General features: G+C 69.5%; 14 protein-coding genes. 9 read left to right on the top strand and 5 right to left on the bottom strand.

The features are described 5' to 3' along the window. Positions 1–222 precede the first annotated feature (222 nt). Both ACFWY9_RS42620 and ACFWY9_RS42625 read right to left on the bottom strand, forming a co-directional pair. Positions 223–882 (bottom strand): GPP34 family phosphoprotein, encoded by a 660-nt coding sequence (locus ACFWY9_RS42620; protein ID WP_378324169.1) that lies wholly within the window; start codon positions 880–882, stop codon positions 223–225. 14 nt (positions 883–896) lie between these two features. After that, the gene (locus tag ACFWY9_RS42625) at positions 897–2,357 is read right to left on the bottom strand and encodes a glycosyltransferase family 39 protein (RefSeq protein ID WP_378341563.1); all 1,461 of its coding nucleotides are present in this window, start codon (positions 2,355–2,357) and stop codon (positions 897–899) included. A gap of 192 nt (positions 2,358–2,549) precedes the next feature. Here ACFWY9_RS42625 and ACFWY9_RS42630 point away from each other — a divergent pair, with 192 nt between their 5' ends. Both ACFWY9_RS42630 and ACFWY9_RS42635 read left to right on the top strand, forming a co-directional pair. Continuing rightward, complete coding sequence (locus tag ACFWY9_RS42630) at positions 2,550–3,794, top strand: sensor histidine kinase (protein WP_378341564.1); 1,245 nt, start codon at positions 2,550–2,552, stop codon at positions 3,792–3,794. Further along, positions 3,769–4,419, top strand: a complete 651-nt coding sequence (locus ACFWY9_RS42635) for a response regulator (RefSeq protein ID WP_378341565.1) — start codon at positions 3,769–3,771, stop codon at positions 4,417–4,419. Before ACFWY9_RS42630 ends, ACFWY9_RS42635 begins: the two co-directional genes overlap by 26 nt. Before the next feature lie 5 nt (positions 4,420–4,424). Here the strand turns inward: ACFWY9_RS42635 and ACFWY9_RS42640 are convergent, their stop codons facing one another. The 3 genes from ACFWY9_RS42640 to ACFWY9_RS42650 form a co-directional block, all read right to left on the bottom strand. Then, the gene (locus ACFWY9_RS42640) at positions 4,425–4,802 is read right to left on the bottom strand and encodes a winged helix-turn-helix transcriptional regulator (protein ID WP_378341566.1); all 378 of its coding nucleotides are present in this window, start codon (positions 4,800–4,802) and stop codon (positions 4,425–4,427) included. Between the two features lie 49 nt (positions 4,803–4,851). Continuing rightward, entirely contained in the window at positions 4,852–5,433 is a 582-nt protein-coding gene (locus ACFWY9_RS42645; RefSeq protein WP_378324273.1) for a TetR/AcrR family transcriptional regulator, read from the bottom strand. 66 nt (positions 5,434–5,499) lie between these two features. Next, entirely contained in the window at positions 5,500–5,952 is a 453-nt protein-coding gene (locus tag ACFWY9_RS42650) for an SRPBCC family protein (RefSeq protein WP_378341567.1), read from the bottom strand. A 48-nt stretch (positions 5,953–6,000) separates the two neighbouring features. On the opposite strand from ACFWY9_RS42650, the gene ACFWY9_RS42655 reads away from it, so the two are divergent. The 7 genes from ACFWY9_RS42655 (at position 6,001) to ACFWY9_RS42685 (ending at position 12,518) form a co-directional block, all read left to right on the top strand. Further along, on the top strand, positions 6,001–6,576 hold the full coding sequence (locus tag ACFWY9_RS42655) for a TetR/AcrR family transcriptional regulator (protein ID WP_378341568.1): 576 nt from the start codon (positions 6,001–6,003) through the stop codon (positions 6,574–6,576). 24 nt (positions 6,577–6,600) lie between these two features. Then, positions 6,601–7,509: a LysR family transcriptional regulator gene (locus ACFWY9_RS42660; protein WP_378324162.1), complete on the top strand. Its 909-nt coding sequence runs from the start codon at positions 6,601–6,603 to the stop codon at positions 7,507–7,509. Between the two features lie 146 nt (positions 7,510–7,655). Continuing rightward, positions 7,656–8,816 (top strand): CaiB/BaiF CoA transferase family protein, encoded by a 1,161-nt coding sequence (locus tag ACFWY9_RS42665; RefSeq protein WP_378341569.1) that lies wholly within the window; start codon positions 7,656–7,658, stop codon positions 8,814–8,816. 22 nt (positions 8,817–8,838) lie between these two features. After that, positions 8,839–9,606: a crotonase/enoyl-CoA hydratase family protein gene (locus tag ACFWY9_RS42670; protein WP_378341570.1), complete on the top strand. Its 768-nt coding sequence runs from the start codon at positions 8,839–8,841 to the stop codon at positions 9,604–9,606. Positions 9,607–9,611: 5 nt separating this feature from the next. Further along, on the top strand, positions 9,612–10,358 hold the full coding sequence (locus tag ACFWY9_RS42675) for an acetoacetate decarboxylase (protein ID WP_378324159.1): 747 nt from the start codon (positions 9,612–9,614) through the stop codon (positions 10,356–10,358). Further along, positions 10,355–11,299: a 3-hydroxyacyl-CoA dehydrogenase NAD-binding domain-containing protein gene (locus ACFWY9_RS42680; protein WP_378341571.1), complete on the top strand. Its 945-nt coding sequence runs from the start codon at positions 10,355–10,357 to the stop codon at positions 11,297–11,299. The genes ACFWY9_RS42675 and ACFWY9_RS42680 overlap by 4 nt, the downstream gene beginning before the upstream one ends. 1 nt (position 11,300) lies before the next feature. Further along, on the top strand, positions 11,301–12,518 hold the full coding sequence (locus ACFWY9_RS42685) for an acyl-CoA dehydrogenase family protein (RefSeq protein ID WP_378341572.1): 1,218 nt from the start codon (positions 11,301–11,303) through the stop codon (positions 12,516–12,518). The last annotated feature ends 164 nt before the right edge of the window (positions 12,519–12,682 follow it).

A 12,682-nucleotide genomic window follows, 5' to 3' on the forward strand; every position in this document is an offset into this window, starting at 1 on the left:
GCTCCGCGTCAGCTTGTTTTCCCGCTCTCTCTGCCAGATTTGGCGCCGCCTACCTTGCCGCACCCGACCCCCCCCCCCCCCACACACCGGCCGGGCCCACCGCATACTGTGAAGGCCTCCTTCACCGCACCACAACGACCCCGGGAAAGCACCCACCAGCGAAGCCGCACCCCCACCTACCGAGACACCTCAACGTGGAACTCGGGCGCAGGAATGCGGGACTCAGCCGCCGTGGTTCGAGGCGTTGGACACCGCCGCCGCGCGGGCGGCTCGCAGCTCCCGGAACACCTTCCGGAGAGCGGGAACGGCGGCACCGGCCCGCTCCTCCAGCTCGGCGATCCGGGCCCGGTGACGCCGCCGATCGCGGCGGGAGACCACCGTGCGCAGCTCCGCCGCGGCGACGAGCGCGGCCAGCGCCGCGGCCGCCGAGTCCACTTCGGACACTGCTGTCGCGCCACGCACCGCGTCGTCGACGGCGCCGCGAAGCCGGTCCGCCGCACCTCGATCCAACACCAGCGGACGCCGTACCGTGAACAGCCCGAGTGCGCGGGAGACCTTCAGCTCGATCGTGCCCGCCGCGTCCAACTGGGTTTCGAGCGACCGCACCGTATCCCTCGCGCCCCGCCGGACCCACGACCGCCATGAACGCCGCCGATCCCCCGCCACCTCGGCGAGTACGTCGTCGAGGACGAGATCCCCCGTCCCGCGTTCGTCGACGGCGACGGCCTTGCCGTCATCGTCGGCGATCCGGCCACGCTGCACCAGATCCGTGAGCGCGGCTGCGCGGACCAGCAGGCTCACCCGCTGCCGGTCGCGCAACCGCCCGCCCCCGGGATCGCAGGCCAGCAGATAGGCCTTGGCCGGTAACGACAACTCACTCATCGCGTTCCTTCCGTTCACTGCCGTTTCACCGACGGCCAGATCTCCGGCCACGGCACCTTTCTGCCTTCGTACCGCCACACCAGCCCGTCCACGACCGGGGTCACGCGGTCGAAGTACGGCCGTAACAACTCCGGGTCGAATCCCACGAAGACCACACTCGTCACCGATTCCGGCGGCCGGTCGAAGTACCAGTACCCTCGGTGTCCACTGTAGACATCCGAGACGCCGTACTGCCTGCCGTAGTACTCGACGGCCGCCGCCATCGGGTAGATCTCGGCGAACACCGCGGTGTGTTCCCGTTCCCCGGGCGGCAGGCCGGCATACAGCTTCCCGATCTGCTCGCCGAGTTGGGCCTGCGGCAGCTCGCCGGGCGCGAAAACGCTGCCCAGCGGCAGGAAACCGATGCTGGTCTTCGCCATCGTCGCCGGGAAGACCGGAAGAGCGGAGACAGTGATCACGGCCGAGAGCACGAACACCGGCCAGACCACCGCGCGCCACCAGCGCACCAGGTTCCGCCGCGTCAGTTCGGTCGCCGCGGCCGCGAACGGCAACGCGAGCACGCTGAACACGTAGTACGAACGTCCTTGTGCCACAGCGAAAGCGACGATCACCGCGAGCAACGCGACGCCGAGAAACCGATACGCGCGCAAGTCCGGCGAGCGCAGCAGCCGCCAGAAACCGTACAGCAACGCCAGCATCCCGGCGCCGATGCCCGCGCTGGTCAGCACGTCGCGGAAGAAGGCCCCGTAGCCAGGGAATTCGGCGGCCACGACGTCGCTCATCCGCGCGTACGGCCAGCCGTGCGTCGCCTGCCAGAGCAGCGTCGGAATCGTCGCGATCACCGCGATCGCACCACCGAGGTACAGCTTCGGCCGGGTCAGCAGTTCCCGCGGCCCGAACACCGACGCGCTGAGCAGCACCAGCGCCCACAGCGCCGGGGTGAGGAACTTCGTCTCCAGCGACACCGCCGTCACCACACCGGCCCAGACGAGCAGCCCGTCGCGGCGCGTGCGAACCCAGCGGACCAGCAGCCACACCACGACCGTCCACAGGAACGGGTCGAGCGTGTACGTCGCGATCCAGTGGCTGAGGATCACGAGCCCCGACGTCGCGTACGCACCTGCGGCCATCGCTTGCGCGACCCGTCCCCCGCCGAGCTCCCGCGCGATGAGCGCCGTGACGACGACACCCGCCGCGGCGGCCAGCGTCACCGGCAGCCGCAGCGCGATCAGCGAGCCGGGGAACAGCGCGTCCATTCCGCCTGCCAGCAGCGGGACGAGCGGTGGCTGGTCGAAATACCCCCAGGCAGGATGATCTCGACCGGCCACCAGGAAATACAGCTCGTCGAACCCTCTGGCGTACCGGCTGCTGGTCACCAGCAGCACGCCGCCCGCGAGCGCCGCGATCACCAGCACGGGCACCCGGGCGAATCCGGGCAACGGCGGCGTCCCGAGTCGTGTTCGGACGGTCTGCATCTCCCTGGCCCCTCTCCCTCGCCGGTACCGCCAGTCCACCGCGCCGGGCGGGGTGCGGATAAGCGGGCAAGGAGGGTGATCACGGCGACGAAAGTTGCCGATCCCGTCGCGAGTCGCAACTTTCGTCGGCATCGGAATCGCCGCGGATGCGGATCGGGCGCGCCGGGACACGCCAGCCGTTACCGTGACGACGTGGCGGAGAGAGCGGGGCACCGGCCGTTGTGGCCGAGTCGGAGCGACGGCTTCTGGCTCGTTTTCGCCGCGCTGGCCTTCTGCGGCCTCGACGTCGTGATGTACATCTTCGACCCGCCCACGACGGGCGCGCTCGGCCCGGCGGCGGGGCTGGTCCTCCAGCTGATCTCGGACCTGTCGCTGATCCTGTTGTTCCGGTTCCCGGCGCAGGTCGCGGGATTCGTCGTCGTGGTGGCGCTGCTGATGCTCGCGTCCAACCTCTTCACCCCCGGCCTGCTCGTGCCGGTGGATCCGGTGGTGACGTCGCGGACGGTGCCGACCATCACGCCGGTGGTGCTCAGCCAGCTCGCCAAGGTGCTGGACCGGCGAACCGTGCTGATCGTCGCCGGGATCCTCGCGGTGATCGCGACCCGGCCCTGGCAGCCGAGCTGGAACATCACGCCGTTCGGCCTGCTCAGCACCGCGCTGCCCGCCGTCGTCTCGCTGTACTTCGAGGCGCGGAAGCAGCTGCTGCGTTCCCTGCGCGACCGCGCCGAGCGGGCCGAACGTGAACAGCATCTGCTCGCCGAACAGGCCCGCGCCGAGGAACGGCGACGGCTGGCGAGCGAGATGCACGACGTCGTCACCCATCGCTTGAGCCTGATGGTGCTGCACGCCGGCGCGCTCGGCGTGACCTCGCAGGACGACGCCGTGCGCGGTGCCGCCGAGGACATCCGCCGGGAAGGGGCCCTCGCGCTGGACGAGCTCCGAGATCTCGTCGGCGTGCTGCGCAACGGCGCGAACCTCGACGCGCGCACGCTCAGCCCCGCGCCGACCGGCGATCCGGCGACGCTGGCCGAGGAATCGCGGTCGGTGGGCGTGCCGACGGAGCTTTCGGTGACCGGCGATCCGTCGCAGCTTTCGCCGACCATCGCGCGGACCGCGTACCGGGTCGTGCAGGAGGCGCTGACGAACGTCCGCAAGCACGCGCCCGGCTCGTCCGCGACGGTGGACCTGCGGTATCACGCCGGCGGGCTGGAGGTGTCGGTCCGGAACACCGCGGCGGCTTCCCCGCCGGATCCAGCGCTGGCGGGCAAAGGCTCCGGCGCGGGTCTCGCCGGGCTCCGCCAGCGGGTCGAGCTCATCGGCGGGCGGTTCGACGCGGGCCCGGTACCCGGCGGCGGGTTCCGGGTCGGTGCGATACTGCCCGCCTACGTCCCGACGACGGAAGGCGCGCACAGTGATCCCGGTGGTCGTGGTCGATGACGAGCCGATGGTCTGCGCGCATCTCCGCTCGATCCTCGGCTCCGCGGACGACATCGACGTCGTGGCACAGGCGCAGGACGGCGCGGAGGCGGTCGAGGCGGTGGTTCGGTACCGGCCGCGCGTGGTGCTGATGGACCTGCGCATGCCCGGTGTCGACGGGTTGACCGCCATCGAACGCATCGCGGCCCTGCCGGACGCGCCCGCGGTGGTGGCGCTGACGACGTTCGACGCCGACACGTACGTGATCCGGGCGCTGCGCGCGGGCGCGGCCGGGTTCCTGGTGAAATCGACGCCGCCGGAGGATCTGATCGGCCTGGTCCGGGTGGCGGCGGACGGGCACACCGTGCTCTCGCCGGAAGCCGCGCGGCGGCTCGTCGCGTTGTCGTCCGACGGCCGCCAGCGCGGTGAGGACGCGCGGCGCAAGACCGCCGGGCTCACCGAACGCGAGACGGATGTGCTGGCGTGCCTGGGCGAAGGACTGTCCAATGCGGACATCGCGGCGCGGCTGCACCTCGCCGAGGCGACCGTGAAGAGCTACGTGTCGCGGATGCTGGTGAAACTCGACTGCGCGAACCGCACCCAGGCCGGTTTGCTGGCCCACGAAGCCGGCCTCGTCCCCCGTTGAGAGGCTCAGGCGGAGACGGCGGCGTTCTCGCGATCGTAGGTGTCGCGGGCGCGTTCGACCTCGCCCATGTGGCTGCGGGCCCAGCGATCCAGCATGTCGAGCGGCTCGGAGAGGTTGCGCCCCAACGGAGTCAGCTCGTACTCGACACGCGGCGGGATGACCGGGTAGGCGGTGCGCGTCAGGATGCCGTCGCGGACCAGGCTGCGCAGCGTCTGGGTGAGGACCTTCTGCGAGATGCCGTCCACCCGCTTGCCGATCTCGGTGAACCGCAGCGGACCGTCGACGAGAGCGCCGACGATGAGCACCGTCCACTGGTCGCCGATGCGGTCGAGCAGCTGGCGGGTCGGGCAGTCCCGGTTGAACGGGTTCGGGCTGAGGTCCACGGCAACCCCTCCTCACTCTCCCAGAGAGAGTAACACCCCCGCGCGCAGGTCAGTGTGACGTCGCGGGTGCCATGAGCGCGGTGAACAGCACCCGCAGGTGCCCGCGCGCCCGGTCCCAGCGTGCCTCCAGCTCGGCCTGGTCCCGCGTGGCCCAGCTCGCGATGAGGATGCCCCGCACGACGTCCATCGCCGTGTACACCGCGTGCAGGAACTCCGGGTGTCCCGAATAGTCCGGCAGCAGCGCCTTCCCGAACTCGATCAGGCTGCTGGTGGCGATCGGTTCGACCAACGCCATCTGCCGCCGCAGTTCGGGGTCGGTGCGCGAAGCCACCCACAGCTCGACGGTCGCGGAGAACACCGGCCCCTGGTGCATCTCCCACAGCAGTTGCAGCGCGTCGCCCACCGGATCGGACGACGCGCGGAGCCGGTCCAGCTCGGCCATCGCGACCTGGGTGCGCTTGGCCGCCAGATGCCGGATCGCGGACGTCACCAGATCGGCCTTCGTCGGGAAATGGTGCACCTGCGCGCCGCGGGTGACCCCGGCCCGGTCCGCGACGCGGGTCGTCGTGGTACCGGAGTAGCCGTACTCGACGAGGCAGTCGACGGTCGCGTCGAGCAGGCGCGTCCGCATCGCGGCGCTGCGTTCCTCCTGGGTCCGTCCGGTCGATCCCCGTCGTGGCGCTGACATGCGCCTACTCTATGGGGCGGGCCGCACCCCGGTCGCGCTGGTCGCCGCGACCAGCCCGTCGACGCACCGCCGGATGAACGACGCGAGCGTGCGCCGGTACAGCCATCCCGTGCCGGGGATCTTCGCCGTGAACGCCGAATGCCAGTGGATTTCGGTGCCGCCGTCGTCCGGCGTCAGGTCGACGTCGGCGCGGTAGCCGCGCAGCGGCAGGCCCGAGCGCAGCGCGTACGAGAACCGGCGAGCCGGCACGAGTTCGACGATCTCCTCGCAGCTCTTGATCCGCCCGGTGCGGAAGAGGCGGAGCGCGCCGAGGCCCTCGGGCGCGTCCTCCCCTTCCCGGGTCAGGCGGAACGAGCCGAGCGGAGACCACTCCGGCCAGCTCGCTCCGTCCCTCAGCAGCGCGTAGACCTCCTCGGGCGACGCCGTCGTGTGACCCCGCACCGATATCCGCTGAATCCCCATCGGACCCTCTCCCTCGCCGTACCACATGGTACACGTACCATGTGGTACATGATTGCGGCAAGCGCCGATCCCCGGGCGAAGCTCCTGGAGGCGGCGATCGAGCACATCGGACGGCATGGCGGCGCGGACCAGAGCCTGCGGACCCTCGCCGGCGCGCTCGGCACGAGCCACCGGATGCTGATCTACCACTTCGACTCCAAGGAAGGCCTGCTCACAGCGGTCGCGAGCGAGGTCGAGCGGCGTCAGCGCGAGGTGCTCGCCGATCTCCCGGCCGACGTCCCGATCGTCGAACTCGGCCGCCGGTTCTGGCGCCGGCTCACCGACGACACCCTGCGGCGTAACGAAAGACTGTTCTTCCAGCTCTACGGCCACGCGCTCGGCGGCACGCCGGGAACCACCGCATTGCTCGACGGCGTCGTCGACGACTGGCTGCCGCCGCTGACCGAGCTGCTCGCCCGCGCCGGTGTCCCGGAAGGACAGTGCGCGGCGCAGGCCCGGCTCTGCCTGGCCGTGGCGCGAGGCCTCCTGCTCGACCTCGTGACGACCGGTGACCGCCGTGCCGTCGACGAGGCGATGGACCTGTTCGTTTCGACGCATTTCGCGGCGTTCGAACAGGCGCGCTGACCTGCCCCGGCTAGGCTGGCTCGGATGGAGATGCTGCACCTGCGCTACTTCGTGGCCGTGGCCGAGGAGCTGAACTTCTCCGCGGCGGCGCGCAAGCTGCACATGGCCGCGTCCCCGCTGAGCCAGCGCATCAAGGACCTCGAACACGAACTCGGCCGGCAACTGTTCGACCGCAGCACGCACCACGTGACCCTCACCCCCGCCGGGAACGCGCTCCTGCCGATCGCGCGGGACATCCTGGAGCAGGTCAACTCGATCCCGTGGCGGCTGCGGGAGGCAACCAAACCGCAGCGCAGCACGCTGTTCCTCGGCATACCCGCCGGGGTGCACCCGGATCTGCGCGAGCGGGTCAACGAGCTGGCCCGGCGCTGCGGCGACCGCTACGAGCTCAAACGGTGGCCGGGCAGCTCGGCCGATCTCGTCGCCGCCGTCCACGACGGAAAGCTCGCGTTGTCGGTGGTACGGCTGCCGGTCGCGGATCCCGCGCTGGACGTGCTCACGGTCATGTCCGAACGCCTGGGCGCGGTGGTGCCCGCCGACCGGTTCGCCGGGCGGGATTCGGTCAGCCTGGCCGAGTTGTCCGAATTCGCCTATGTCGCCTCCCCGGAGGAAACGCGGCCTGCGTATTTCGAACAGCTCGACCACGAGCTGACGTCGCGGGGCATCAAAAAACGTATCCGGCTGACCAACACCGGCTACGGCGGCGTCACCGAAATCATTTCCAGTGAAAAGGCTTTCTCGGTTTCGATGCTCGACGAACGCAGCCCGATGCACGGCTACCGGCTGGAGAACGTGACCGTCCTCCCGTTCACCGACTTCCACCCCCAGCTGGACACCGGGCTGATCTGGCGTGCCGACCGCGCCGACGGCGGCGATCTCGAAGAGCTGATCGGCATCGTCCACGACGTCTTCGGCGACCCCATCGCCCACTGAGATTCGCGCCCACAATTCGCCGAAACTGCGTCCACCAATGGTATGACCGCTGCGGTCATACCATTGTTCGCCACTTGATCATTCCGTTTTCCCGAATGCGCCACTAACTTCGAAAGCAGAGAACGAAGCAAGGCGCAGGAGGAGAAATGACGGACGGCACGACGAAGGCGGGCCCGCTCGACGGGGTCCGCGTGATCGACCTCTCCACCGTGGTCATGGGCCCGTACGCGGCGCAGATCCTGGGCGATCTCGGCGCCGACGTGATCAAGATCGAGTCGCCTGCGGACACCGTCCGAAACGGACGGTACCGCACCACACCGGGCATGACCCCGCTCAACCTGAACGTCAACCGCAACAAGCGAAGCGTGGCATTGAACCTCAAGGACGACGCGGAACGCGAGCGCGCACTCGAACTGATCGACGGCGCCGACGTCCTGATCACCAACATGCGCCCCGGCGCACTGGCCCGGCTCGGCATGACCTACGAGGACCTCGCCGATCGCAACCCCGGCCTGGTCTACGCCCACGCCCAGGGTTTCCGCGGCGATTCGGACCGTGCCGGGAACGCCGCCTACGACGAGACCGTGCAGGCCGCGTCCGGGCTGGTCGACATCGCGAACCGCGCGCTCGGCAAGCCGGTCTACCTGCCGACGATCCTCGGCGACAAGGTCTCTTCGCTCACCATCGCCTACAGCGTCCTCGCCGCGCTGGTGCACCGGAACAAGACCGGCGAGGGGCAGTTCGTCGAGATCCCGATGACCGACACGTTGATCGCGTTCAACCTCGTCGAACATCTCGCCGGGCACGTGTTCGAGCCACCGCTGGCCGCCACCGGGTTCCCGCTGTCGATGTCGCCGGGTCACCACGCGGTGCACACGAAGGACGGCCTCGCCTGCGTGATCCCCTACAACCCGCAGAACTTCCGGGACTTCTTCCACGCCGCCGGGCGCCCCGATCTCGCCGAGGACCCGCGCGTCAACGGTCCCGCCATCGACTCCGCCGACAACGAAGGCCTCGCCGAGCTGATCGACGAGTGCGCCCCGGCGCTGACCACCGGGGAATGGGCCGAGGTGTGCGCCAAGCACAGCATCCCGATGGCCCCGGTGCTGGAACTGGATCGCGCGCACGACGACGAGTACGTCCGCGAAGGCCACCTGCTCGACACCGTCGAGCACCCGACCGAGGGTCCGATCCGGACGGTCGGCATCCCGGTGCGGTTCTCCGCGACCCCCGCCTCCGTTCGGCGCCTGGCACCGACGCCGGGCCAGGACACCGAAGAAGTCCTCCGCGAGCTCACCGCTCGCTGAGGTTCGCAGGAAGAAGAAAGCCATGAGCACCAACGAAGTGCGCACCGAACGGATCGGCCCCACCCTGCTGATCACGATCGACCGGCCCCGGGCACGCAACGCGGTCGACGCGGCCGTCGCGGCCGGGCTGGCCGCCGCACTCGACTTGCTGGAGACCGACCCCGGGCTGCGCGCGGGCGTACTGACCGGCGCGGACGGGACGTTCAGCGCCGGAATGGACCTCAAGGCCGCGCTGCGCGGCGAATCGCCGGAGATCCCGGGACGCGGGTTCGGCGGGCTGACCGAGGCCACGCTGACCAAGCCGCTGATCGCCGCGGTCGAGGGCGCCGCGATGGGCGGCGGGTTCGAACTCGCGCTGGGCTGTGACCTGATCGTCGCCGCCGAGGACGCGACGTTCGGCCTTCCCGAGGTCAAACGCGGGCTGGTCGCGGCGGGCGGCGGCGTCATCCGGCTGCCGAAGCGGGTCCCGCACCACCTGGCGATGGAGTTCCTGCTGACCGGCGAACCGGTGAGCGGCATCCGCGCCGGGGAACTGGGCCTGGTCAACCGGGTGGTCCCGGCGGGCGACGCCGCGGCCGTCGCGCTGAAGCTGGCCGGACAGCTGGCGGGCAACGCGCCGCTGGCGCTGGCCGCGGTGAAGAAGATCGTGCGTGCCGCCGACGGCGTGCCGGACGCCGACGCGTTCGCCGCGCAGCGCGAGGAAATGGGTCACCTGATGGCTTCGGCCGACGTCCGCGAGGGCATGCGGGCGTTCGCCGAGCGCCGCGATCCCGTGTGGACAGGACGGTAGAAACCATGAACCAGCAAGAAGTTCTCCAGCACGTCACCACCCCGTTGGTGAACCCGGCGTACGCACCGGTGGTCCCGCGGTTCACCGACCGCGAGTACCTCAACATCGTCTACCGCACCGACGCCGACGCGCTGCGCGCCGTCGTCCCGGAACCGCTGGAGATCGACGAGCCGCTGGTGCGGTTCGAGGTCATGAAGATGGGCGACGTCTCCGGTTACGGCCCCTACACCGAGTCGGGTCAGGCCATCCCGGTCACCTTCGACGGCGAACGCGGCGAGTACCTGCACGCGATGTACCTCGACAACTTCCCGGCCACCGCGTCCGGCCGCGAGATCAGCGCCTATCCGAAGACCGCCGGGTCGCCGAACCTCTATGTCGACAACGGCGCACTGGTCGGCACGCTCGACTACGGCTCGCTGCGGGTCGCGACCGCGACCATGGGCTACAAGCACTACGAGCTGGACGAGCGGGAAGCCGAGGCACAGATCACCGTGCCGACGTTCATGCTCAAGAAGATCCCGGGCTACGACGGTTCGCCGCGCGTCGCCGAACTGGTCCGCACCGAGATCACCGACGTCGTGGTCAAGGGCGCGTGGACCGGTCCCGCCCGGCTGCAGTTGTTCGAGCACGTGCTCGCCCCGCTGGCCGATCTGCCGGTCCGCGAGATCGTCTCCGCGAGCCACATTCTCACCGACCTGACGCTCGCCCCGGTCAAGCCGGTCCACGACTACCTCACGGGAGCGCGCTCATGAACACCGGATTCCGCACCGCCGCGGTGATCGGCGCCGGGACCATCGGACTCTCGTGGACGGCGTTGTTCGCCGGGCACGGGCTGACCGTGCGGGTCAGCGACCCCCGGCCGGATCTGGCCGAGGCCGTTCAGTCCGCTTTGGACGAATTCGCCCCGCATCTGGCCCAGCAGGGCTTGGCCGTCGAGGGCATCGCCGACCGGGTCGTCATCGCGGACGACGTCGCCGACGCCGTACGGGACGCGGACATCGTGCAGGAGAACGGGCCGGAGAACGTCGACTTCAAAAAGGACCTGTTCGCCACGCTGGTCCGCGAGTCGCCTTCGCACGCGCTGCTGCTGAGCCCGTCGTCGGCGATCCCGGCGACCGCGTTCACCGGCGAGCTGGCCGACGCCTCCCGTGTCCTCATCGGACACCCGTTCAACCCACCACACCTGATCCCGCTGGTCGAGGTCGTGCCCGGTGAACGCACCAGTGACGAATCGGTGGCGGCCGCGGTGGACTTCTACCGCCTGGTCGGCCGCACACCGGTGGTGGAGCGCAAGGAAATCCCGGGCTTCGTCGGCAACCGGCTGCAGAACGCGCTCAGCCGTGAAGCGATCTACCTGGTCGAACAGGGCGTCGTCACGCCGGAGGATCTGGACGAGGTGATGACGAACTCGCTGGGCATCCGCTGGGCCACGGTCGGGCCGTTCCTCGGCTCGCACCTGGGCGGCGGCCCCGGCGGCTACCGGCACATGGCCGAGCACATCGGCAAGTCGATGAAGAAGATGTGGGACGGCCTCGGCAGGCCCTCGCAGAGTCCCGAAGAGCAGGAACGGCTCATCGAAGCCGTCGAAAAGGCTTACGGCTCCTCCACGTACTCGGAACTGGCCGAGGCGCGCGACCGCAGGCAAATCGCCGTTCTGTCCGCTTTGGACAGTGTCCGCAAGGAGGAGAACTGAGATGACCACCACCGTGGAACCGCTCGAAGACCAGCTGACCGCCGACTTCTACGACTACGAAGCGCTGCTCCCGGACGACGAACGCAAGGTGCTGCTCAAGGTCCGCGACTTCATGCGCACCGAGATCAAGCCGCTGGTCAACGAGGCGTGGGCGAAGGGCGAGTTCCCCCGCGAGTTCATCGGCAAGTTCCGCTCGCTCGACCTGGCGGGCCTGGCCTACGAGGGCTACAGCGAGTACAAGCCCGCCGCGAGCAACCTGCTGATCGGCATGACCGCGATGGAGATGTCGCGTGTGGACGCTTCGAGCGCCACCTTCTTCGGTGTCCACAACGGACTCGCGATGTACAGCATCAAGGCGGGCGGGAGCCGGGAGCAGCAGGACCGCTGGCTGCCCGCGATGGCGGCGATGGACAAGATCGGCGCGTTCGCGATGACCGAGCCACTGGGCGGATCGGACGTCGCGGGTGGCATGCGCACCACGGCACGGCGCATATCCAAAGAAGGTGACGGCGACACCTGGATCCTCAACGGTGCCAAGAAATGGATCGGCAACGCGACCTTCGCCGACCTCGTCGTCGTATGGGCACGGGACCTCGACGACAACAACGTCAAGGGATTCGTCGTCGAGAAGGGCACGCCCGGCTTCAACCCGGTGAAGATCGAGAACAAACTGGGTTACCGGATCGTGGAAAACGCCGAAATCACCCTCACCGACGTGCGGGTGCCGGAGGCGAACCGGCTGCAGAACATCAATTCCTTCCGTGACGTCGCGGAGATCCTGCGCGCCACCCGCGGCGGTGTGGCCTGGCAGGCGCTGGGCGTGATGATCGGCGCGTACGAACTGGCGCTGGCCTACGCGAAGGAGCGCAAGCAGTTCGGCCGCCCGATCGCGCGATTCCAGCTGGTGCAGGACAAACTGGTGCGCAGCCTCGGCAACATCACCGCCTCGTGGGGCATGCTGGTCCAGCTCGCGCGGCTGCAGGACGCCGGGATCTTCCGCGACGAACACTCGTCGCTGGCGAAGGCGTTCGTCACCTCGCGGATGCGCGAGGTCGTCGCGTGGAGCCGGGAGATCTTCGGCGGCAACGGAATCGTGCTCGACTACGAAATCGCGCGGTTCTTCAACGACGCCGAGGCGATCTACTCCTACGAGGGCACCCGCGAGATGAACACCCTCATCGTCGGGAAGTCGATCACCGGGCAGAGCGCGTTCGTGTGAGCCGTTTCACCGCGAAGCCGCCCCCGCGGGGTGGGGGGGGGGGCGGGGGTGAATGTGGCAAACACCGCGCGCGCGGGCGCGCCGCAGGGGGTGCGTGCCTCGTACTACCACGACTCCCGGCACGCGGGGACCGCGGATGACATCCCGGTGATGGTGCGTGGCGA

The sequence above is a fragment of the Amycolatopsis sp. NPDC059027 genome (genome assembly GCF_042739735.1).
Taxonomy (GTDB): Bacteria; Actinomycetota; Actinomycetes; order Mycobacteriales; family Pseudonocardiaceae; genus Amycolatopsis.